This is a genomic window from Mycobacterium alsense (assembly GCF_002086635.1).
GTDB classification, from domain to species: domain Bacteria; phylum Actinomycetota; class Actinomycetes; order Mycobacteriales; family Mycobacteriaceae; genus Mycobacterium; species Mycobacterium alsense.
On sequence record NZ_MVHD01000002.1, the window covers coordinates 117,235 to 138,577 of the forward strand.

Sequence of the window (21,343 nt, forward strand, 5' to 3'; positions counted from 1 at the left end):
TCGGGGGCAGCCGCCGCGTCGTAGAAGGGTGGAAGCACACCCCGGCGCCGCGCGGAAGGTTTGCCAAAGTTTCGGATCAGCACGCCCGAACTTTCGGAATCGCCATGGGTAACCAGCAAAGATAGGTCCGGGAATGGAGGCCCTGACAGTCACCTGCAACGTTGCTGGCATACCGTTTCGCGGGTAGGTTGGGACAAAGCAGTCCGCGGCGGCAGGCGCGCCGACGTCGCACCAGACCGGCACCCCTCCAATACGCAAAGGATGACGATGCTGGCCGTAGACAGGCCCGTTGCCGCAGCCCCCACCGCCCGCGGGCGGCTCACCCTGACCCGTTCCGCGCTGATCACCGCGGCCTTCATCGTCCCCGCGGTCGTCGTCCGGATCGCGGGCCTGCGCCCGGATCCGGTGGCCGCCCTGCTGGTCTTCGGGGCCGCGGTGGTGGCGGCCAGCTTCCTGTTGGCGTGGGCCGCCGAGGCGGCACAGATCGACGTTTCCGGCGGGCTGGCGATCGCGGTGCTGGCGCTGGTCGCCGTGCTCCCCGAGTACGCCGTCGACCTCTACTACGCCTACGCCTCTGGCCACAATGCCGAGTACACGCAGTACGCGGCCGCCAACATGACCGGGTCCAACCGGTTGCTGATGGGTCTGGGTTGGCCCGTCGTGGTATTGGTCAGCATCGTCGTGGCGCGCAAGGCAGGCGTCGGCAAACCCACCGGGTTGGTGCTGGAGCCCGCCAATCGCGTCGAACTCGGCTTCCTGTTGTTCGCCGGGGTGGTCGCATTCGTCATCCCGGCGAGCGGCGAGATCCACCTCGCGCTGGGGCTGGTGCTGCTGGCCTGGTTCGGCTTCTACCTCTACAAGGTCAGCCACGGCGACGTCGAGGAGCCCGAACTCATCGGCACCGCGGCCGCGCTCGGCGAGCTACCCGATCGCGGGCGGCGCATCGCCGTCATCGGCCTGTTCGCCCTGTCGGGCGCCGTGATCCTGCTGTGCGCAAAACCGTTCGCGGACAACCTGGTTGCCGCCGGGACCGAGCTGGGCATCGACCGATTCCTGCTCGTTCAGTGGCTTGCCCCGCTGGCCTCCGAGGCCCCGGAGTTCATCATCGCGGTCATCTTCGCCAGCCGCGGCAAGGGCACGGCGGCCATCGCCACGCTCATTTCCTCGAAGGTCAACCAGTGGACACTGCTGGTCGGATCGTTGCCGGTGGCCCACGTGCTCGGCGGGGGCGGGGCCTCGCTGATGCTCGATTCCCGCCAGGTCGAGGAGGTGCTGCTGACGGCCACCCAAACCCTCATGGGTGTCGCGCTGATCCTCGGGCTCCGTTTCCCCCGCGCCGCGGCGTGGGCGCTGCTGGGATTGTTCCTCGTCCAGTTCCCGCTCGTCTCGACGCAGCAGCGGCTGGTGCTGTGCGGGGTGTACACCGCGGCGGCCGTCGCCGGGCTGATCATCAACCGCGGCCATCTGGTCGCCACGATCCGGGCGCCGCTCCTCGGCAGGGCGATCCGGCACGGCGGCCACCCGCACCACGCGGAGCGGCTCCCGCTCGGGGACTAGCCCCAGCAACGCGCGTTGCCCCGGTTTTCCGCTGGTACGCCACCCTTTTGTCACCGACTGGGTTATTGTGCTCGCGTGACTCGGGCACCCGAGGCGGAGCTGACATGCGTTTCGTGCGGCGCCGGATTGCGCGCCGCGGCGAAGTTCTGCGACGAGTGCGGGTCACGAGTCAGGCCTCCGGACCGCCCGGCGGAGTACAAGCAGGTGACGGTGCTGTTCGCCGACGCCGTCCGGTCGATGGACCTCGCCGCCGCCGTCGGCGCCGAGCGGTTGCGCGAGATCATGGCGGACCTCGTGGAGCGCTCCTCGGCGGTGGTGCATCGATTCGGCGGCACGGTGGACAAGTTCACCGGCGACGGGATCATGGCCGTGTTCGGCGCGCCGGTCGCGTTGGAAGACCACGCTTTTCGCGCTTGCCTGGCGGCGCTGCGAATCCAGGATGCGGCCGCGCGGCTGGCCGCCGAGGTCGCGGGTCGCGACGGGGTGGAGCTGCGGCTCCGGATAGGGCTCAACTCCGGTCAGGTGATAGCCGGCGAAATCGGTTCCGGCGCATTGGGTTACACCGCGATCGGTGAGCAGGTGGGGATGGCGCAGCGGATGGAGGCCGCGGCGCCGCCGGGCGGGGTGATGCTCAGCGAGTCGACCGCGCGGCTGGTGGCGGACGTCGCGTCGCTGGCTGAACGGGAATCGGTCCACGTCAAGGGAGCGGCCGAGCCGGTACCCGCGCACCGGTTGATCGCGGCCAGCGGCGGTCACCGCCGGCGCAGCGACCCGCGGCTGGTCGGCCGCAGCTGGGAACTCAACACCATCGCCGGGCTCCTCGAGGAGGCGATCGGCGGGGCCGGCTGCGTGGTCGGTGTCCAAGGGCCGGCGGGCATCGGGAAGAGCCGCATCGTCCGCGAGGCAGCCGCGATGGCGAACGCTCGCGGCGTGGAGGTGTTCGCCACCTACTGCGAATCCCACACCGCCGAGATTCCCTTCCACGCGGTGACGGGGCTGCTGCGCGCGGGCCTGGGGGTGGACGGCCTGAGCGGCGAGGCCGCCCGGGCGCAGCTCCGCGCCCGGTTTCCCACCGCCGATGCCGAGGACCTCTGGCTCCTGGGGGACCTGCTGGGAGTTGCCGATCCCGCCGTCGACGCGCCCGGCATCGAAGGTGATGCCCGCCAGCGGCGTCTCACCGCGCTGGTCAACGCCGCGTCGCTGGCCCGGACCGAGCCGGCGCTGTATGTGATCGAGGACGCCCACTGGATAGACGACGTCAGCGAGTCGATGCTGGCCGGCTTCATGGCGGTCGTCGCGCAAACCCCCTCGATGGTGCTGATCACGTATCGCCCCGAGTACCGCGGAGCGCTGACCGCGATCCCCGGCGCGCAGACGATCGCGCTGCGGCCCCTCAATCCGACGCAGACGACGGCGCTGATCGGTGAGTTGCTCGGCACCGATGCCTCGCTGGGCGAGCTGACCGGCGTCATCGCCGAGCGCGCCGGCGGCAACCCGTTTTTCGCCGAGGAGATCGTGCGCGACCTGGCCGAGCGCGGGGCCGTCCGCGGCGACCGCGGGTCGTATCTGCTCCACGGAGACATCGCCGACGCCGCCGTGCCGGCGACGCTGCAGTCCGTCATCGCCGCGCGCATCGACCGCCTCAGCGCCCCGGCCAAACGCACGCTGAGCGCCGCGGCGGTCATCGGCTCCCGGTTCAGCCCCGAGCTGGTGGCGGCCCTGGGCACCGACCCCGCCCTCGACGAGCTGGTCAACGGCGAGCTCATCGACCAGGTCGGCTTCACCCCTGAGGTCGAGTACGCGTTTCGGCATCCGCTAATCCGCTTCGTCGCCTACGAGTCGCAGCTGAAATCGGACCGGGCCGAGTTGCACCGGCGGCTGGCCGCCGTGATCGAGCAGCGCGAGCCGGCGTCGGGCAACGAGAACGCGGCGCTCATCGCCGAACACCTCAAAGGGGCGGGCGATCTCGTCGCGGCATTCAGCTGGTACATGCGCGCGGGTGAGTGGCTGACACACCGCGACATCACCGCGGCGCGGGCCAGCTGGCGGCAGGCCCGCGACGTTGCCGATCAACTACCCCAAGCGGTCCCGGAGCGCAGTGCGATGCGGATCGCGCCGCGAACGCTGCTGTGCGCCAGCGCGTGGCTGGCCGGCGGGACCATGGCCGACACCGGATTCGACGAACTGCGCGAGCTGGCGAGCGCCGCCGGTGACAAGGTGTCGCTGGCCATGGCGATGGCCGGGTGGGTACCGGCGCTGATCGTCCACGCCCGGTTCCGCGAAGCCTCGGAGTTGGGTTCCGAACTCGAGAGCCTGCTCGAGTCGATCGGCGACCCGACCCTGACCGTCGGGCTGCTCTACGCGCCGATGTCCGCCAAGCTGCAACGGGGCGAGGCATCCGAGGCCCTGCGCCTGGCGCAGCGGATGATCAAGCTCGCCGACGGCGACGCCACCAGGGGCAATTTCATCATCAGCTCCCCGCTCGTGGGCGCCGTCATGCTGGCCGGCTGCGCACGAGTACTGCTCGGGGACCCCGGTTGGCGGGCCGACATCGAGCGGGCGACCGAAATGGTCCGTCCATTCGATGCCACGATGCGCGCGCTGTTGCTGCTGTTCAAGTACATGCTGGTGCCCAACGGGGTGCTGCTGGCGAAGGCGGCGGACGTCCGGGCGACGGCCGAGGTCCTGGAACTCGCGGAGCGATCCGGCGACAACCTCACACTCGCCTGCGCACAGTGTGTGCACGGCATCGTTCTCTCCGCCTACGGCGGTCCGCACCGCGCCGACGCCTTTCCGCTGCTGGCCGCAGCCCGCGAGGCCGCCCTGCAAGAGCGCTTCACCCTGTTGGTGGCCACGTGGGTGGACGTGTTCTTCGCCCGGGAGAAGGCCCGCACCGGCGATCTCGACGGCGCGATCGAAAGACTGGGCTCCGCTGTCGAACACGAATACGCCTGCGCCGACATGATCGCCCGCGCGGCGACCGTCGCGGATCTGGTGGAGGCGCTGCTGCGCAGGGGCACGCCCACCGACATCCAAGGCGCGCGTGCGGCCATCGACCGGCTGGCCGCGGTGCCGACCGAGCCCGGGTTTGTCGTCAACGACATCTGGCTGCTGCGGATGCGGGCGCTGGAGGCGCAGGCGCGCGGCGACGATGCTGCCTATCGCGACCATCGCGACCGCTATCGCGAGATGGCGAATTCGCTTGGCTTCGAGGGGCATATCGCCTGGGCGCGGGAAATGGCGTAACCCGGCTCCGCCCGAAATCATGCGGCGTATACGGTCCACGTATGAATCGAGTGTCGGTGATCACGGGCGGCGCGGGTGGGATGGGCCTGGCCACGGCCAAGCTCGTGGGCCGCGACCACGCCCTTGTCCTCTGCGACGTCAGGAAGGACCGGCTGGCCACCGCGACCGCAACCCTGAAAGAGCTCGGCATGGTCCCCACCGCGGTCCACTGCGACGTCACCGACCGGGGCGCGGTCGGTGAACTGTTCGATACCGCAGAGGGCCTCGGTACGCTCGCCTCGGTGATCCACACCGCGGGGGTCAGCCCGAGCATGGGCCCCGCCGATTACGTGATGCGCACCAACGCAATCGGCACCGTCAATGTCAACGAGGCCTTTCATGCGATAGCCGGCGAGGGCTCCGCGATCGTCAACGTGGCATCGATGGCCGCCCACGTCATGCCCGCGGAAATGATTCCGACAAGCCAATTCCCTTCGGCGCTCGACGATGCCGACGGCTTCATGGATGCCATGATGACGGCGTGCGAGGTCGCCCCCGAGGAGCTGCGATCCGGTATCGCCTACGCGCTGAGCAAGAGCTTCGTGCGGTGGTACAGCCAGTCACAGGCGGAGAGGTTCAACGCGCGCGGGCTGCGCATCGTCTCGGTCTCCCCCGGGTCCATCGACACCGAGATGGGCCGGCTGGAGGAGCAGGCCGGGGCCGGCGCGATGGTCGCCGACGCCGCGGTCCCGCGCTGGGGCACGCCGGAGGAGATGGCCGAGCTGCTCGCGTTCTGCGCCAGTGCCAAGGCGAGTTACTTGACCGGCACCGACATCCTCAACGACGGCGGGGTGATCGCGTCGATCACGGAGCGGGCCAGGGTGGCCGCGGCCAACGGCTGATCCGAGACACCACCGGCGCGGTGCAGCCAGTCCCGTGGCCGCAGCCGCCACGTGCGCCGCGCGTATTCCAGCTCCGTGTAGGGCCATTGGGTCACGATGCGGCCGGTGGGCGACCGGAAGTAGCTGTCGCACTGGGTCCAGACCGTGCGTTCGAGGTCCGCGGAAAGCCGGTCGTTGTAACGCCTTTCGGCCTCCGGACGCACGTCGACGTACCCGCCCCGGCGCGCCACGCGGCTCACCGCGCTGGCCACCAGCCGCGCGCCTGCCTCCAGGATATAGACGATCGAGTTGCCGCCCTGGTTGGTGTTGGGGCCGTAGAGCATGAAGAAGTTCGGGAATCCGGCGACGGCGACGCCCAGGTAGGCGCTCGGGTCGGCGCCCCACCGCTCGTGCAGCCGCTCGCCGTCGATTCCGATGACGTCGATGCCCGACAGGTAGCGGGACGTCTCGAACCCGGTGGCCAGCACGATCACATCGGCGTCGACGGCCCGGCCGGTAGCGGTGATCACCGAGTCCTCGGCGACGCGGGCGATCGGGTCGGTGACCAGCTCGACGTTGTCCGCCTGCAACGCCCGGTAGTAGTCGTCGCCCAGCAGCACCCGCTTGCAGCGGAACGGGTAGTCGGGCGTCAGCGCGCCGCGCAGCGCCGGGTCGGCGACGGTGCGCTCCAAAAACGACGACGCCACCTGGGTGCGTGCGGCGACCACCGGGTCGTCGGAGAAGGTCGCGGTGTTGTCGTGCTGGAATTTCCAGATCTGCCAACGGGTGCGACGCACCGCGAGGGGGTCGCGCCGAAAGCGCGCCAATTCGGCTGCGCTGTAAGGCCGGTCGTCCTTGGGCACCATCCACGGCGGGGTCCGCTGGAAGACGGTCACGCAACGTGCGGCCTTCGCGAGCTCCGGGACGACCTGTACCCCGCTGGCGCCGGTCCCGATCACCGCGACCCTCTTGCCCGCCACCTCGACGCCGTGGTCCCACTGCGCGGTGTGCATGAGCGTGCCGCCGAAGCCTCTCAGGCCGTCGATGTCGGGAAGTTTCGGGGACCCGAACAGTCCGACGGCGCAGACGACGACGTCGGCGCCGAGCATCTCGGCACTGCCGGCGCGGTCCAGGCTGCAATCCCAGCGCCGGTTATCGGGGTTCCATCGCAGCGCACGCACCGTGGTGTCGAGCATGAGGTGGCGGCGCAGGTCGAATTCGTCGGCCACGGATTCGAGGTAGGCCAGGATTTCGGGCTGCCGGGCGTAGGTGCGGCTCCAGGATTTGTTGGGCGCGAAGGAAAACGAGTACAGGTGGCTCTGGATGTCGCACGCGGCGCCGGGGTAGGTGTTGCGCCGCCAGGTGCCGCCGACCCCGTCGGCGCCGTCGATGATCACCAGGTCGTCGATGCCGGCGCGGCGCAGCGCGACCGCCGCGCCGAGGCCGCCGAAGCCGGCACCGATGATCGCCACCCTCGGTGAGCGCCGGCGGCGCGTCGCGGCCCGCAACCAACCGCCCGCGTAGCGCCGACGGGCCTGCGGGCTGGTCACCGCCCCGCCCTCCCGCCACGGATGTCGAATCCGTCCAGGTCTCCCTCCGCCCGCCACGCCCGAAGGATGTCGGCGTATTCGGTGGGCGCGCCGATGAAGAAGCTGCCCTGCCGGGTCTTGGCGTCGGCCTTGCCTTCCCGGTTGTAGTAGCCCGGGGTGCACGTCCGCGCCCGTTCGGCGGTGGCGGCGGAACGGGCCACCACCATGTCGACCCAGGCGGCCTCGGCGACGGGCGACGCCTCGACCTCGGCGACGCCACGCTCGAGCGCCCACGCGATGATCCACGCGGCGTGGCTTGCCTGCACGTCCAGCAGGTACGGGAAGTTCACCGTCAGCCCCGCCTGGGCGATGCTCTCGATGAAGCAGTTCGGGAAACCATTGGTGCACAAGCCCTGAAAGGTGCGCACGCCGTCGCGCCACCGGTCGGTGAGGGTCACGCCGTCGCGGCCGATCAGCTCGAACCCGGTGCGCCGGCAGTAGTCGGTGCCCACCTCGAAACCCGTCGCGAAGATCAGGCAATCGAGCTCGTAGGTCACCCCGTCGACGACGACGCCCGCTTCGGTGATGCGTTCCACGCCGCGACCCCGGGTGTCGACCAGGGTGACGTTGTCGCGGTTGAAGGTCTGCAGATAGTCGTCGTGAAAGCAGGGCCGCTTGCAGAAATAGCCGTACCACGGCTTGAGCGCCTCGGCGGTGGCGGTGTCGGCGACGATCTCGTCGACCCGTGCCCGGATCTCGTCCATCTTGGCGAAGTCGGCGAGTTCGATGTTGGGCGCCGGGGCGCCGTCGCCGTCGTGACGCATGACCGGAAGCTTGCGCGTGATGCTCGTCCAGGCGTCGGCGACCAGGTCTTCGTCGGCCCGGCCGCCGGCCGTGAGCACCTGGAAGTTGCGGATGCGCCGCTGCTGCCAGCCCGGCGGCAATGAGCTGGCCCATTGGTAGTCGGTGGGCCGGTTGTCCCGCACGTCGACCGACGATGGCGTGCGCTGAAAGACGTACAAATGCCGCGCGGCCGCGCCCAGGTGCGGCACGCACTGGACGGCCGTGGCGCCGGTGCCGATGATGCCGACGCGCTTCGTCGCCAGGTGCTCGAGCTGCTCGCCGGTGTAGCCGTAGTCCCAGCGGCTGGTGTGGAAGCTGTGCCCGCGAAACCGGCCGAGCCCGTCGATGCCGGGCAGCTTGGGCTTGGCCTGATACCCGTTGGCCATGGAGACGAACCTGGCCCGCATCTCGTCACCGTGGTCGGTCCGGATGATCCAGCGGGAAGCGGCGCTGTCCCAGCGGATTTCGTGCACATCGGTTCGCAGGCACGCGCCGCGGTAGAGGTCATAGTGCTCGGCGATGCGCCGGCAATGCGCGAAAATCTCCGACCCTTTGGCGTACTTGTCGGAGGGAATGTAGCCGAGTTCCTCCAGCAGCGGCATGTACACGTAGGACTCCACGTCGCAGGCGATCCCCGGGTAGCGGTTCCAGTACCAGGTACCGCCCACGTCGGCCGCCCGGTCGATGAGCCGCACGCCGTCAACGCCGAGCTCACGCAGCCGCGCCCCCGTCAACAGCCCGCCGAAACCCGCGCCGACGATCGCGACGTCGACCTCGTCGGTGAGCGGCTCGCGGGTGAACCCCCCATCGACCCACGGGTCCTCGGCGAACCGGGCGAAGGCGCCCGCGGTCTCCACGTACTGCGCTATGCCCTCCGGGCGCAGGCGCCGGGCCCGCTCCTCGGCGTACTTCCGTCGCAGCGCGTCGACGTCGAACGCCGCGCCCACGGTCTCGGTCACGGCCCGACTATATAATCAATCGTTTGATCATATCAATGCCTCGCCCCTTCCCGCCGAGTCCAGCAGGGTCCCCCGGATCAGGCGCTTGGCCGCCGCCAGGGCCGCGTGGTAGTCGCGCGGCGGCAGCGACGCCCCGAGTTCGGTCAGGCCGTAGATCAGCGCATAGACCGCCTCCGCGGCGCCCCGCGCATCGGCCGGGGCGCCCTCGGCGTCGCCGAGGACGCCCTCGATGATGTCGCGAAACGCGGCGAACCCCGCGTCGCCGGCCACGCGGTCACCGAGCGCGCTGTCGGCGCGGATGGCCCACTCGAACGCCGCGAGATCGGGGTACTCGCGCATCAGCCGGCCGGATTCGTCGAGCACCGCTTCGATTCGGTCGACGACGCCGCCGGGGCGGGCGGCGGCGCGGCGCAGTCGCGGCAGCGCGACATCGGTTCTGGCGGCGACGGCCGCCTTGATCAACTCCGATTTGTTGGGGAAGTAGTTGTACAGGCTGGCGCTGGTCACCTGTGCCGTGCGGGCGATCTCGCGGATGGTCGCCCGCGAGTAGCCCGACCTGGACACGCAGCGCATGGTGGCGGCGATGATGCGCCGGCGGGTCTCCTCGCCGCTGGCGCCGACCGGGCGGCCGAGTTGCGCCCGCGTCATCGTGATGGCCTCACCCGTGCGAATATAATCGGACGATCAATTACACGCCCGCGGCGCGGAGGTGCGATGGGTAGACGAGCGCCCGCGCCGTCGCGGCTCGGGCGACCGGTGGGCGCCGACGGCGAGCAGACCCGGGCCCGGATAGTCGGCGCGGCGATGCGCTGCGTCGCCGAGGTGGGCTACTCCCGGGCGACCATTCGTGAGATCGCCAGGGCCGCCGACATGACCAGCGGCAGCCTGTATCACTATTTTCCGAACAAGTCCGAGCTGCTCACCGCGACCGTCGGCGAAATCGACGAGATCGCGGCCCCGAGGCTGCGGGCGGCCGCGGCGCGGGGCGAGGACGTCGTCGCTCGCGTCGAGGCGGTGCTCGACGAGCTGGCCCGATTGACGCGCGAGTATCCCCACCTGAGCGCGTTCGACCGGGCGATGCGCGCGGAGCGCACGGCCCACCCGCGCGACGGACGGGTGCGGCACACCGGACTGAAAGCGGTGCGCGACATCATCGATGGGATCGTCCGGGACGCCCCGGCGCTGCCGCCGGGCACCGACGCGCACGCAGCGGTCGACGCGATCTACGCGCTGGCCCGCGGCCTGACGGAGCGGGCGGCCAACCTGAGCCCGGAGGCCTATGCCGCCACGCTGGACGCGGCCAAGCAGCTGATCAGGGGAACGCTTTTCGCGCCGCCAGCGCTTCGCCGAGGGTCCACACCGCAACGCCGATCAAGACGAGGTCCTTGAGCAGGAACTGGCCCGGCAGCGCCGAGAGCACCGGCAGCCCGGCCGCGTGGCTGGACACCGCCCCCGGAGTCGTGAACAGGAAGCTCAGCGTGCCCAGGAACAGCGCCACCGCCAGCGCGCTGCCCAGCGCCGACGCGCTCGGCAGCACCGGCCGCAGCGCAATGAGAAGCGCGGCAACGATTTCCATGGTCCCCAGCCCGCGGGCCACCACCGTCACGCTGGCCACGTCATAGATCCAGCTCATCAGCGGGCTGTGCTCGATCAGCGTGCGGGACTCCATCTTCGCGTACTTGCCGAACCCGATCCAGGCCAACACGACCACCAGGCCGTAGCGGGCGAGCAGCTGTCCCGACCGGGTGAGCAGCGGGGCGACGCGATGCGGGCGGTCGATCATCGAGACAGAACCCTCCGGGGCGATAGATTGCTGACGGCAACTGTTCCGAGAGCAACACGACTGCCAGCCCGATCGGGTTCAGCGACCTACTGCCCCGCGTAGCGATCGCGCAGCTTGGCCAGCGTCGCCTCGATGCCCGCCGCATTGGCCTTCCGGAAGCCCGTTCGCTCGTAGTACTTCAGCGCCTTCTTGATCGCGCCGGCCCGGCTGTAGTCGAACGTCTCGGTGACCCGCGTCCGCGTCGGCGACAGCGATTCGAATTCCCACCGCCAGCGGTGGCCGAGCGGATGTCGCCATTCGACCAGTTCATTCGGATCGAGGGCGGTCACGGTGCTGGTGATCCGGTACGGCAGGCCGTACATCTTCATGTGCGTCGAGAACTTCGAACCCACAACGAGTTCCGCCGGGACTTTGATGTTGTCGCGCACCGTGCCCGAACCGTCCAGCTCGTGGTGGCGCCGCGGATCGGCGGCCATCGCGTAGAGCTCGGCGGCCGGGGCGTCCACTTCGACCGACCGACTCACCTGATGGGGCCCCACGTCGACGACGTTGACGGTCATGACGGTCTCCTTTCGGCCCGCGGCTGGCGCGAGGTAGAGGCTACGCCTGGTTCCCGGCACGGCTCCGCGAGGCGGGGTGATCCCGAGGTCCTCCGGCGTTTGCCTAATTGGTATTCAGGTGAGGGAGGTCGACGATGACGCTGCAGGATGACGTCATGGTGAACAATGCGGCGATGGTGGCCGACGGGCCGACGCCGTGCTGACCAGCCACGAGGTCATCGGCGAGGCCTGCGCGCACACCGGCCTGGCCGACTCCGGCGAGGACGGGTTCCGCGAAGGCCTGGGATTGCTGTTGTCCGCCCTGCGCGACGAGGCCCGGCTGCACGACGCGCGGTTCGTGATGACGCACCGCGAATCCACCGACGTCATCCTGTCGGTGGCCGACCTGTATGCCGACATCATCGGATCGTTCAGCGCCGCAATCGACCGTTCCTACATCGGGCGGCTCAATGTTCGAGCGTTGCAACCCGCTTGACAAGATCACTCGCGACTAGAGAAGGGAACCCAAAGAGCCGATGAGCCAATCACTCTCGGGAAGGGCGGCGCTGATCACCGGCGCGGCGCGCGGGCAGGGCCGAGCACACGCGGTACGCCTGGCCGCCGAGGGCGCCGACATCATCGCGGTCGACATCGCGGGGCCGTTGCCCTCCAGCGTTCCCTACGATTCCCCCACGCCCGACGACCTGGCGGAGACGGCACGGCTGGTCGAAGCCAGCGGCAGGAAGGCCGTCGCCGCGGCGGTCGACATCCGCGACTTCGACGCGCTGCGAGCGGCGGTCGACGCCGCCGTCGGCGACCTGGGCCGCCTCGACATCATCGTCGCCAACGCCGGGATCTGCAGCCCCGCACCCTGGGACCAGATCACCCCCCAAGCGTTCCGGGACACCATCGACACCAACGTGATCGGCACCTGGAACACCGTGATGGCCGGCGCCCACCACATCATCGACGGCGGTCGCGGCGGGTCGATCATCCTCATCGGGTCCGCCGCCGGCATCAAGATGCAGTCCTTCATGGTCCACTACACCGCAAGCAAACACGCCGTCGTCGGGATGGCGCGCGCGTTCGCCGCCGAGCTCGGCCGCCACAACATCCGGGTCAACAGCCTGAATCCCGGGGCGGTCTCCACCCCGATGGGAACCGGCCGGATGCGCGAGGCGCTCCGGTCGGCCGCGGATACCTATCCGCATCTGCGCGGCATGCACAAACCGCTGCTGCCCGAGGGCATCGCCCAGCCCGAAGACATCGCCGACGCCGTCGCGTGGCTGGCTTCGGACCAGTCGAGATTGGTCACGGCCACCCAGGTTTCGGTCGATATCGGCGTCGGTTACGTGTGATGCGCGGCTGAAGCGCGGCAGTGTTGCCTGCTCTTCGGGGCGAGTGCAGCACCGGCCAGGTCTTGCACATCGGCGGCGGATCACACCTTCGGCAGTGACAGAATGGCGCTGCCTGCGTTCGCCGCGGTGATCACCCCGAACGCGGGAATACCCCGAGGGACCGCGGCGTTGCAGGTGAGTATACCCCCCTAGGGTATTTTGCGGCATGGGTGAATAGGAGCGCGTCATGGCATCGAGCGAGTATCGCGTGAGCGGCATGAGCTGCGAGCATTGCGAGGCCGCCGTCCAGGCCGAGGTCAGCCGGGTCCCGGGCGTGCGGGGCGTGGACGTCAGCGCGCGCACCGGCAAGCTGGTGGTCGCGAGCGCGGCGCCGGTCGACGAGCAGGCGATCCTGGACGCCGTCGACGAGGCCGGCTACGAGGCGGTGCTGGTCGCATGACGGCCGGTACCGATGCGGTGCGCAGCATCGAGCTGGAGATCGCCGGAATGACGTGCGCCTCCTGCGCGGCGCGCATCGAGAAGAAGTTGAACAGGCTCGACGGCGTCGCCGCGCGGGTCAACTACGCCACCGAGAAGGCCGCCGTGACGGTCCCCGCCGGATACGATCTGCGGGCGCTGGTCGCGGAGGTCGAGAGGGCCGGCTACACCGCCGCGCTGCCGCGCCCCACCGCGGATGACGGGGCGGACGAGCTGCGATCGCTGCGCGCCCGCCTGATCGGGGCCGCCGTGCTCGCCGGCCCCGTGATCGCGATGGCGATGGTCCCCGCGTGGGAGTTCCCCTACTGGCAATGGGTGTCGCTCGCGCTGGCCGCGCCGGTGGTCGCGTGGGCGGGCAGCCCGTTTCACGCGGCCGCGTGGGCGAACCTCAAACACGGCGTCGCCACCATGGACACGCTCGTCTCGGTCGGGACGCTGTCGGCGTTCCTGTGGTCGCTGTACGCCCTCGTCCTGGGCACGGCCGGGCACCCGGGCATGCGCCACGGCTTCGAGCTGACCGTGACCCGCGGCGCCGGCACGGACAACGTCTACTTCGAAGTGGCCGCGGGCGTGACGCTGTTCGTCCTGGCCGGCCGCTACTTCGAGAAGCGCTCCAAGCGGCGCGCCGGCGCGGCGCTGCGCGCGCTGCTGGAGCTCGGCGCCAAGGACGTCGCGGTGCTGCGCCCGGAGATGCCGGGCGTCGAAACCCGCGTCCCCGTCGCCCGGCTGCGGGTCGGCGACGAGTTCGTGGTGCGCCCGGGCGAAAAGATCGCCACCGACGGGATCGTCGTCTCGGGCTCCTCGGCGGTGGACGCCTCGATGCTCACCGGCGAGCCGGTGCCCGTCGAGGTCGGCGCGGGCGACGCCGTCACCGGCGCCACCGTCAACGCCGGCGGGCGCCTGGTCGTGCGCGCCACCCGCGTGGGCGACGACACCCAACTGGCGCAGATGGCCAGGCTCGTCGAGGCCGCCCAATCCGGCAAGGCCGAGGTGCAGCGGCTGGCGGACCGCGTCTCGGGCGTGTTCGTCCCGGTCGTCATCGTCGTCGCGGCGGCGACGCTCGCGATCTGGCTGGCCCTCGGCTTCCCCGTCACGACGGCCCTGACGGCCGCGGTCGCGGTGCTGATCATCGCCTGCCCGTGCGCGCTCGGGTTGGCGACGCCGACGGCGTTGCTGGTCGGCAGCGGCCGGGCGGCCCAGCTCGGCGTGCTCATCAAGGGGCCCGAGGTGCTGGAGTCGACGCGCAAGATCGACACCGTCGTGCTCGACAAGACCGGCACCGTCACCACCGGCAAGATGACCCTCGTCGGCGTGGTCGCCGGGCCGGACACCGACCGGGAAACGCTGTTGCGCTATGCCGGGGCGGTCGAGGACGCCTCCGAGCACCCCGTCGCCCAGGCCATCGCCAAAGCCGCCAGGGCACGACTCGGCGCCCTGCCTCAGGTCCGGGATTTCGCCAACCAGGACGGCCGGGGGGTGCGGGGCGAGGTCGACGGCCACGCCGTCGCCGTCGGCCGCGAAAGCCTGCTGGCCGATTGGGGCGAGCACCCCGAGCTGACGGCCGCCAAGGCGCGCGCCGAAGCGGAGGGCAAGACCGCCGTCGCCGTCGGCTGGGACGGCCGCGCGCGCGGGATGCTCGTCGTCGCCGACACCGTCAAACCGACCAGCGACGAGGCCGTCCGGCAGCTCAAGGCGCTGGGCCTGACGCCGGTGCTGCTGACCGGTGACAACGAGACGGTCGCCAGGCGCATCGCCGACGAGGTCGGCATCGCAACCGTGATCGCCGGGGTGCTGCCCGCCGACAAGGTCGCCGCCGTCGAACGCCTGCGCCTGCAGGGCAAGGTCGTGGCCATGGTCGGCGACGGCATCAACGACGCCGCGGCCCTGGCCGCCGCCGACCTGGGGCTCGCCATGGGCACCGGCACCGACGTCGCGATCGAGGCCGCCGACCTGACCCTGGTGCGCGGCGACCTGCGCGCGGCGGTCGACGCGATCCGGCTGTCCCGGCGGACGCTGCGCACGATCAAGACGAACCTGTTCTGGGCCTTCGGCTACAACGTCGCCGCGATCCCGCTGGCCGCGCTCGGCCTGCTCAACCCGATGCTGGCGGGCGCCGCGATGGCGTTGTCCAGCGTGTTCGTCGTCGGCAACAGCCTGCGGCTGCGCTCCTTCGCAAGCACGACCCGTGAGGACCCTGTGGGATAGTTGATCTGGCCCGGGATCGGATTCAGCGAAGGTCATCAACCGTTGCCCCATTTCGTCGAACAGCTGTCCCTGCTGCATGGCTGGTTGCCGGTGGCGGTTCAGGCGCTCGCGCTGCTGGTGGCCGTGGCCGCGGTCGGGTTGCGCCGCCGGCGCTGGCGCGGTTGGGCACTGCCGGTAGCGGTGGGCGTCGCGGCGCTGGCCACGGCGCTGGCCTACTGGTACATCACGTCGATCGGCCTGGCCGGGGATCCGGCACCGGTGTCGCTGTGGCTGTGGATCGCGATGAGCGGACTCGCCCTCGCGGTGCTGGTGCTGGGCTGGTCCGGCGCGCGCTGGTGGCGTCGCGGCGTGGCGCTGGCATCGGTTCCGCTGTGCGCGCTGTGCGCGGCCCTGGCCCTGAACGGCTGGGTCGGCTACTTCCCCACGGTGCTGGCCGCGTGGGACCAGCTGACCTCGGCCCCGCTGCCCGATCAGGTCGATCGGCTGCGCGTCACCGCGATGCAGCTCGAGGGCACCAAGCCGGACAAGGGTGTCGTGGTGCCGGTGACGATCAGCGCTGACGCCTCGCACTTCCCCCATCGCCAGGAACTGGTCTACCTGCCGCCGGCCTGGTTCAACAGCAATCCCCCGCCCCGGTTGCCGGCGGTGATGATGATCAGTTCGGCATTCAACACCCCCGCCGACTGGCTGCGCCCCGGCGGCGCCTTCACCACCATCGACGACTTCGCGGCCCGGCATCACGGCTTCTCCCCGGTGCTGGTGTTCGTCGATCCCACCGGCTCGTTCGACAACGACACCGAGTGCGTCAACGGCACCCGCGGCAACGCCGCCGATCACCTGACCAAGGAGGTGGTCCCGTTCGTCGTCTCGAACTTCGGGGTGAGCGCCGACCGGGCCAACTGGGGCGTCGCCGGGTGGTCGATGGGCGGCACCTGCGCCGTCGACCTGGCCGTGATGCATCCCGAACTGTTCAGCGCGTTCGTCGACATCGCGGGTGACCGCAGCCCCTCCGTCGGATCGAAGGACCAGACGATCGCCCGGCTGTTCGGCGGCGACGGCGCCGCCTGGTCGGCGTTCGACCCGGCCACCGTCATCTCCCGGCACGGGCCGTACACCGGGCTGTCGGGGTGGTTCGACGTCCCCGCATCGTCCGGTCCGCGCACCGTCGCGCAGGAAGCCAGCCCCGCCCTGGGCGCCCCCACCGCCGACCCCGAGGCCAACCCGGAAGGCCAGGACGCCGCCGCGCACGCGCTCTGCTCGATCGCCACGGCGAACGGGATCGGCTGCGCGGTGGTCAGCCAGCCCGGCAGGCACGACTGGCCGTTCGCGGCCCAGGCCTTCGCCGCGGCGCTGCCGTGGCTGGCCTCGGCGCTGGGCACCCCGAACGCCGAGCCCGTCCCGTTGCCGCAGCGCAGCGGGGGCGCGCCACATTGATCCGGCACACGGGAGCCGTTACCTTTTCGACGCCGAATTCACAGCTGACCCTCCTGCAACGAACCCGGCATAACGAAACCCGCGATGATACGGTTCGCTGCTGTGACGACGGAGTTTGGCTCGGCGCTTGGCGAAGCGGGCACCCGCGGCGGCCGGTCGCGGGCGCGAACGTCGCACCGCACTCGGCGCGTTTCGGTCCCGAGTCGTGCCGAAGGGGAGCTGAATCGCCGCCGGTTCCTCGGGGCGCTGGCCGCGGCCACCGTCGCCGGCGTGGGCGCGGCCCGCCTGGTCGTCGACCCGCAGCCCCGGACCTTCGCCCAGACGCCTCCGGTGGGCGTGGCAACGTCGGGTCCCACCGCCCCGTCGGCCCTGCTGCCTCCCCCGCCGCCGGGCGCCCGCATCCCGCTGCCCGGCGGCGGCGCGCTGACCAAGATCCCCGGCGAAGGCGATCTGCTGGCGCTGACCGTCGACGACGGCGTCAACAGCGAAGTGGTGCGCGCCTACACGCAGTTCGCCGAGGACACCGGTGTCCGGCTGACGTTTTTCGTCAACGGCGTCTACGACTCGTGGACCGAAAACGTGCAGGCGCTTAGGCCGCTGGTCGACTCCGGACAGATCCAGCTGGGCAACCACACCTGGTCACACCCGGATTTGACGACGTTGTCGAAGGAGCAGATCGCCGAGCAGCTTTCCCGCAACGATCAATTCCTGAAGAAGACCTACGGTGTCGGCGCGAAACCGTACTGGCGGCCCCCGTACGCGAAGCGCAACGCCGCCGTCGACGCCGTGGCCGCCGACCTCGGCTACACCGTTCCGACGCTATGGTCGGGTTCGCTGTCGGATTCCACGCTGATCACCGAGGACTACATCGTGAAGATGGCCGACCAGTACTTCACCCCGCAATCCATCGTCATCGGCCATCTCAATCACCTGCCGGTCACGCACGTCTACGGCCAACTCGTCGACATCATCCGCGACCGCAACCTGCGCACCGTCACGCTCAACGACGTCTTCCTCAAGACGCCGTAGCGCCCGCCATCCGGGCCAGCCGCTCGTCAAGGGTGGCGTGGAAGTGCCCAATCGCGCTCTCGTGCTTGCCGAATTCGACGAATTCGTTTGCGCCCGCGCGCAATCCGTGCTGCACACCCGCGGACATCTCGTTGTCCTCAACCGCGCCGCGCGTGATGAAGCCGCCCGCCCCCGCCGGGTCCCGGGGCGGCTCCGACGGCGCGCGGTCTCCCCTGACCATCGAATAGACGACGACGGCGCTGTGGTCGACGTCGACCGGGTCGATCGCGATCACGAGCACCAGATCCGGGAACGTCGCGATCATGACGTTGGGAAACAGCTGATACACGTAGGTCGCCCGCGCGTCCGTCGTCCAGGTGGCCTCGGGTCGGTCACGCAGCCGCTCGATGTTGCGGTACGGGAACGTGATTCGGCTGTTCGGGCCGAAGGTTTCGACCACGTTCAGGTCGTCGTACTGCACCGGGAAGAAGGTGTCTTTGTGCGTCGATCGGATGTGATACCCCTCGAGGAACTGCTCGACGAGCACCTTCCAATTCATGGCCCGCACGGTCGAATCCACATGCACGAGTCGCTGCGCCGGCACCAGTTTGTCCCGCCACGGTGTGCCGTCGGCCAGCGCGGCCAGCGCGGCCAGCGCCCGGGCCCGCGCGCCCTCGTCGACAGCCTCGAGCGCGCCGATGACGACGAGCCCGTCCACCTCGCGGCTTTCGACCTCGACCAGGCCGCGGGCCGACGCGTCCAAGCCGGGGAACGCCTCGGCGTGCGGCACGTGCGACAGCGAACCGTCCAGACGATACGTCCAGCCGTGGTAGCGGCACACCAACGCGTTCGAGCAACCGGCCCCCTCGACGAGGGCGAAGCCACGATGCCGGCACGCGTTGCGGAACCCCCGCGCCCGCCGATCCCGCCCGCGCACGGCGAACAGGGGCACGCCGAAGGCGGTCCGCGCCACGTGGTCACCCGGACCCGGGATGCTCGCCGAGGGGACGAACACGCTCGGCATCGCACGAAGCATCCGCAGTTCCGCGGCGAAACGCCCCGGGCTCAAGTAATTTTCGACCGGTTCACGCCAGGCCTCGCCCTCGTCGGTGGTGCCGGCGTCGATATGAGCGAGGATGCGCCGGACGATCTCCACATCGTCGGCCAGCACCGACGTCGCCGGCGAGCTCATTCGTGCAGTATCACACTTCTATCGCCACGCGTCAACGATTTGGTGATATCGTTGCGATTCGTGGACCCGATCGACGTCCGGCCGTTGAGCGCGCGTTCGGTGCTGGCGTCGGCCCTGTTGGGCTCCGACCGCGGAAGCCTCAGTGTGGCGGAATTGGTCGCGGTGGCATCGCTTTTCGGTATCAGCCCCGGCGCGGCCCGAACCTGCCTGTGGCGGATGGCGTCCGCCGGGGAGCTCACCGCCGGCGACGGCACCTACACGCTCGCCGGGCGCTTGTCGGAGCGGCGAGAGCGCGTCGACGAGGCCGCCCGGTTCGACGACGCCGTCACGCGCCGGTGGGACGGGACGTGGGAACTGGCGATCGTCGCGCTGGAGCGCAGGCCGGCCGCTGAGCGCCTCGAGCTGAGGAAGGCCGCGGCCGCCCTGCACCTGGCTGAGCTGCGCGAGGGCGTGTGGATTCGCCCGGACAACCTTGACCCGCAACGGTTCCCGGCGTGCAGGGCGGTGCTGGACCGCCAGTGCACCCACTTTCACGGTGCCGCGACGGACATCGGCGCGGACCGGGTGCGCTCGCTTTTTTCCCTGACGGCCTGGGCGGACGGCGCCGGTGCGCTCGTCGATTCGATGAACGCCGCGCTGACGGCGGCCGACCGCGAGGATTCGGCCGAAAGCTTCACCCACGACTTCGCGCTGTCGATCGCGGTGGTCCGCCACCTCCAGCTCGACCCCGTGCTGCCCCCCGAATTCACCGGCGACCGCTGGCCGGGACCCGCATTGCGCGCCACGTACCGCCGTTTCGATCGGGCGTTCAAGCAACGAATGAACGCCGCCTTCCGCCGACCTTAGGTTTCGCGCGATCGCGCCGGGACGATGTTCTGGTTGATATGGAACAGGTTGGCCGGATCGTATTGCGCCTTGATCTCACTGAGTCGCTGGTAATTCGGGCCGTACGTGGCGCGGACCCGGTCTTGGCCCTCGTCCATCATGAAGTTGACGTAGGCGCCGCCGGCCGAATACGGGTGGGTGGCTTCCCAGTAGGCCTTCGTCCAGCGTCGCAAAACCTCCGCGTTGGCCGGATCGGGATCGACTCCCGCGATGACCTGCGAGAAGTTCACGTCCCGGTAGGCCCACGCGGTGTCGGTCCGGCCCGCCCGATGGACCGCGCCGTCGACCGGGTAGAGGTGCATCGTGGAGTGCATCGTGGGCAACTCCTCGGTGAAACGGGCGTGGGCATCCACCGCGCCGTCGGGCACCGTCCGGAAGAAGTCACCGCGCCAATACCATTGCAGGCCTTTGGGGTACAGGGCATCGAAGGTGGACTGCAGCGCGGGATAGGGGGCCGCGACGAGGCCCTCGAAGGCCGGCTGCATCTGGCGGACCGGCGCGAACGCCTCGTCGGCCCGGGCGGGGTCGCCGCCGTAGCACCAGACCACGGCGCAGGCCTTTTGCAGATGGAAGGCCTCGGGGAACGGCGGCGCCGGCGGGACGGTGATGCTCGCGAAGAACCCGTAGAGATCGTCGTCCTGTGCGGGCAGGAAATCCCGGTACCACTTGAGGATGTCGGCCGTGGCCGACGCGGGCCACACGGTGGGGCCGCAGATCACGGTGTGCACCGGATGCAGCCGGAACGTGAACGAGGTGACCACGCCGAAGTTTCCGCCGCCCCCGCGCAGTGCCCAGAACAGATCGGGGTGCTCCGATTCGGACGCGCTCACCAGGCGCCCGTCGGCCAGCACGACCTCGGCCTCCAGCAGGTTGTCGATGGTCAGCCCGTACTTGCGGGTCAGGTAGCCGTGGCCGCCGCCCAGAGTCAGCCCGCCGACCCCGGTGCTGGAGATGATGCCGGACGGTGTCGCCAGGCCGTGCGCGTGGGTCGCGCCGTCGACGTGTGCCCACGTGGCGCCGCCCTGGACGCGGGCGATTCTCCGATCGGCGTCCACGTCGACGCGGTTCATCAAAGACAGGTCGATGACGAGGCCCCCCTCGACGCTGCCGAAACCCGGGCCGTTGTGGCCGCCGCCGCGGACGGCGACCGGGAGACCCAACTCGCGGGCGAAGTCGAGAGCGCCCGCGACGTCGGTGGCGGACCCACAGCGGAGGATCACCGCGGGCCGCTTGTCGATCATGCCGTTGTGCAGCGCCCGCGCCTCGTCGTAACCGGGATCGTCGGGCAGGATGGCCTCCGCTCCGAAGCGGCCGCGCAGTTGGCCGGTTGCGGTTGCCAGGCCCATGTCCCGCCCTCCTTGTTTGCTCGGGAAGCTCGATGCCGCGACGCTATGGGGGCCGCGGGCCGCGCGTCATGACCACAACGGAGCATTTCCGAGGCACTCCACGATAGTCACATCTGACTATC

17 protein-coding genes and 1 pseudogene are annotated in these 21,343 nt (G+C 70.2%); 11 read left to right on the forward strand and 7 right to left on the reverse strand.

The annotated features are described in order from the left end of the window. Window positions 1-261: 261 nt before the first annotated feature. The 3 genes from BST11_RS01970 to BST11_RS01980 all read left to right on the forward strand — a co-directional run bounded on the left by BST11_RS01970 (window position 262) and on the right by BST11_RS01980 (window position 5,684). Window positions 262-1,557: a sodium:proton exchanger gene (locus BST11_RS01970; RefSeq protein WP_083136336.1), complete on the forward strand. Its 1,296-nt coding sequence runs from the start codon at window positions 262-264 to the stop codon at window positions 1,555-1,557. 75 nt (window positions 1,558-1,632) lie between these two features. Continuing rightward, window positions 1,633-4,803 (forward strand): ATP-binding protein, encoded by a 3,171-nt coding sequence (locus tag BST11_RS01975; protein ID WP_244897446.1) that lies wholly within the window; start codon window positions 1,633-1,635, stop codon window positions 4,801-4,803. A gap of 41 nt (window positions 4,804-4,844) precedes the next feature. After that, window positions 4,845-5,684 carry an SDR family oxidoreductase gene (locus BST11_RS01980; protein WP_083136337.1) on the forward strand — a complete coding sequence of 280 codons (840 nt, stop codon included), beginning with the start codon at window positions 4,845-4,847 and terminating at the stop codon, window positions 5,682-5,684. Here the strand turns inward: BST11_RS01980 and BST11_RS01985 are convergent. Genes BST11_RS01985 through BST11_RS01995 form a run of 3 tightly spaced genes read right to left on the reverse strand, consistent with a single transcriptional unit; the run spans window position 5,597 to window position 9,642 of the window. Further along, the gene (locus BST11_RS01985; RefSeq protein WP_083136338.1) at window positions 5,597-7,213 is read right to left on the reverse strand and encodes a flavin-containing monooxygenase; all 1,617 of its coding nucleotides are present in this window, start codon (window positions 7,211-7,213) and stop codon (window positions 5,597-5,599) included. The two genes, BST11_RS01980 and BST11_RS01985, sit on opposite strands and share 88 nt — an antisense overlap. Next, the gene (locus BST11_RS01990) at window positions 7,210-8,994 is read right to left on the reverse strand and encodes a flavin-containing monooxygenase (RefSeq protein WP_083136339.1); all 1,785 of its coding nucleotides are present in this window, start codon (window positions 8,992-8,994) and stop codon (window positions 7,210-7,212) included. The genes BST11_RS01985 and BST11_RS01990 overlap by 4 nt, the downstream gene beginning before the upstream one ends. A 27-nt stretch (window positions 8,995-9,021) precedes the next feature. Continuing rightward, entirely contained in the window at window positions 9,022-9,642 is a 621-nt protein-coding gene (locus tag BST11_RS01995; RefSeq protein WP_083136340.1) for a TetR/AcrR family transcriptional regulator, read from the reverse strand. 66 nt (window positions 9,643-9,708) lie between these two features. On the opposite strand from BST11_RS01995, the gene BST11_RS02000 reads away from it, so the two are divergent. Then, a complete protein-coding gene (locus BST11_RS02000) occupies window positions 9,709-10,383 on the forward strand; it encodes a TetR/AcrR family transcriptional regulator (RefSeq protein WP_083136341.1) in 675 nt (224 codons plus the stop codon). Here the strand turns inward: BST11_RS02000 and BST11_RS02005 are convergent. Beyond that, complete coding sequence (locus tag BST11_RS02005) at window positions 10,307-10,777, reverse strand: DUF417 family protein (protein WP_083136342.1); 471 nt, start codon at window positions 10,775-10,777, stop codon at window positions 10,307-10,309. The genes BST11_RS02000 and BST11_RS02005 overlap by 77 nt on opposite strands. A gap of 86 nt (window positions 10,778-10,863) precedes the next feature. Next, window positions 10,864-11,337 carry an SRPBCC family protein gene (locus tag BST11_RS02010; protein ID WP_083136343.1) on the reverse strand — a complete coding sequence of 158 codons (474 nt, stop codon included), beginning with the start codon at window positions 11,335-11,337 and terminating at the stop codon, window positions 10,864-10,866. 325 nt (window positions 11,338-11,662) lie between these two features. On the opposite strand from BST11_RS02010, the pseudogene BST11_RS26980 reads away from it, so the two are divergent. The 6 genes and pseudogenes from BST11_RS26980 to BST11_RS02040 form a co-directional block, all read left to right on the forward strand. After that, a pseudogene (locus BST11_RS26980) lies at window positions 11,663-11,791 on the forward strand (sulfotransferase family protein); the annotation flags it as partial. A 61-nt stretch (window positions 11,792-11,852) separates the two neighbouring features. Further along, window positions 11,853-12,674: a mycofactocin-coupled SDR family oxidoreductase gene (locus BST11_RS02020; protein ID WP_083136345.1), complete on the forward strand. Its 822-nt coding sequence runs from the start codon at window positions 11,853-11,855 to the stop codon at window positions 12,672-12,674. Window positions 12,675-12,900: 226 nt separating this feature from the next. Continuing rightward, complete coding sequence (locus BST11_RS02025) at window positions 12,901-13,113, forward strand: heavy-metal-associated domain-containing protein (protein ID WP_083136346.1); 213 nt, start codon at window positions 12,901-12,903, stop codon at window positions 13,111-13,113. Further along, on the forward strand, window positions 13,110-15,356 hold the full coding sequence (locus BST11_RS02030) for a heavy metal translocating P-type ATPase (protein WP_083136347.1): 2,247 nt from the start codon (window positions 13,110-13,112) through the stop codon (window positions 15,354-15,356). Before BST11_RS02025 ends, BST11_RS02030 begins: the two co-directional genes overlap by 4 nt. 42 nt (window positions 15,357-15,398) lie before the next feature. Then, window positions 15,399-16,790, forward strand: a complete 1,392-nt coding sequence (locus BST11_RS02035; protein WP_142276160.1) for an alpha/beta hydrolase — start codon at window positions 15,399-15,401, stop codon at window positions 16,788-16,790. 219 nt (window positions 16,791-17,009) lie between these two features. Continuing rightward, the gene (locus BST11_RS02040; RefSeq protein WP_083136472.1) at window positions 17,010-17,819 is read left to right on the forward strand and encodes a polysaccharide deacetylase family protein; all 810 of its coding nucleotides are present in this window, start codon (window positions 17,010-17,012) and stop codon (window positions 17,817-17,819) included. Here the strand turns inward: BST11_RS02040 and BST11_RS02045 are convergent. After that, entirely contained in the window at window positions 17,806-18,990 is a 1,185-nt protein-coding gene (locus BST11_RS02045; protein ID WP_083136348.1) for an aromatic ring-hydroxylating oxygenase subunit alpha, read from the reverse strand. The genes BST11_RS02040 and BST11_RS02045 overlap by 14 nt on opposite strands. A gap of 60 nt (window positions 18,991-19,050) precedes the next feature. Between BST11_RS02045 and BST11_RS02050 the strand changes: the two genes are divergently transcribed. Continuing rightward, window positions 19,051-19,836, forward strand: a complete 786-nt coding sequence (locus tag BST11_RS02050; RefSeq protein ID WP_244897448.1) for a PaaX family transcriptional regulator C-terminal domain-containing protein — start codon at window positions 19,051-19,053, stop codon at window positions 19,834-19,836. On the opposite strand, the gene BST11_RS02055 is transcribed toward BST11_RS02050, so the two are convergent. Continuing rightward, window positions 19,833-21,221, reverse strand: a complete 1,389-nt coding sequence (locus tag BST11_RS02055) for an FAD-binding oxidoreductase (RefSeq protein ID WP_083136349.1) — start codon at window positions 21,219-21,221, stop codon at window positions 19,833-19,835. The two genes, BST11_RS02050 and BST11_RS02055, sit on opposite strands and share 4 nt — an antisense overlap. Window positions 21,222-21,343: the final 122 nt, after the last annotated feature.

Bases quoted from the DNA above. Each gene is read 5' to 3' on its own strand.
- BST11_RS01970 (WP_083136336.1), top strand. From the start codon at position 262: ATGACGATGCTGGCCGTAGACAGGCCCGTTGCCGCAGCCCCCACCGCC.
- BST11_RS01980 (WP_083136337.1), top strand. From the start codon at position 4,845: ATGAATCGAGTGTCGGTGATCACGGGCGGCGCGGGTGGGATGGGCCTG.
- BST11_RS01995 (WP_083136340.1), bottom strand. From the start codon at position 9,642: ATGACGCGGGCGCAACTCGGCCGCCCGGTCGGCGCCAGCGGCGAGGAG.
- BST11_RS02000 (WP_083136341.1), top strand. From the start codon at position 9,709: ATGGGTAGACGAGCGCCCGCGCCGTCGCGGCTCGGGCGACCGGTGGGC.
- BST11_RS02005 (WP_083136342.1), bottom strand. From the start codon at position 10,777: ATGATCGACCGCCCGCATCGCGTCGCCCCGCTGCTCACCCGGTCGGGA.
- BST11_RS02010 (WP_083136343.1), bottom strand. From the start codon at position 11,337: ATGACCGTCAACGTCGTCGACGTGGGGCCCCATCAGGTGAGTCGGTCG.
- BST11_RS02020 (WP_083136345.1), top strand. From the start codon at position 11,853: ATGAGCCAATCACTCTCGGGAAGGGCGGCGCTGATCACCGGCGCGGCG.
- BST11_RS02025 (WP_083136346.1), top strand. From the start codon at position 12,901: ATGGCATCGAGCGAGTATCGCGTGAGCGGCATGAGCTGCGAGCATTGC.
- BST11_RS02030 (WP_083136347.1), top strand. From the start codon at position 13,110: ATGACGGCCGGTACCGATGCGGTGCGCAGCATCGAGCTGGAGATCGCC.
- BST11_RS02045 (WP_083136348.1), bottom strand. From the start codon at position 18,990: ATGAGCTCGCCGGCGACGTCGGTGCTGGCCGACGATGTGGAGATCGTC.
- BST11_RS02055 (WP_083136349.1), bottom strand. From the start codon at position 21,221: ATGGGCCTGGCAACCGCAACCGGCCAACTGCGCGGCCGCTTCGGAGCG.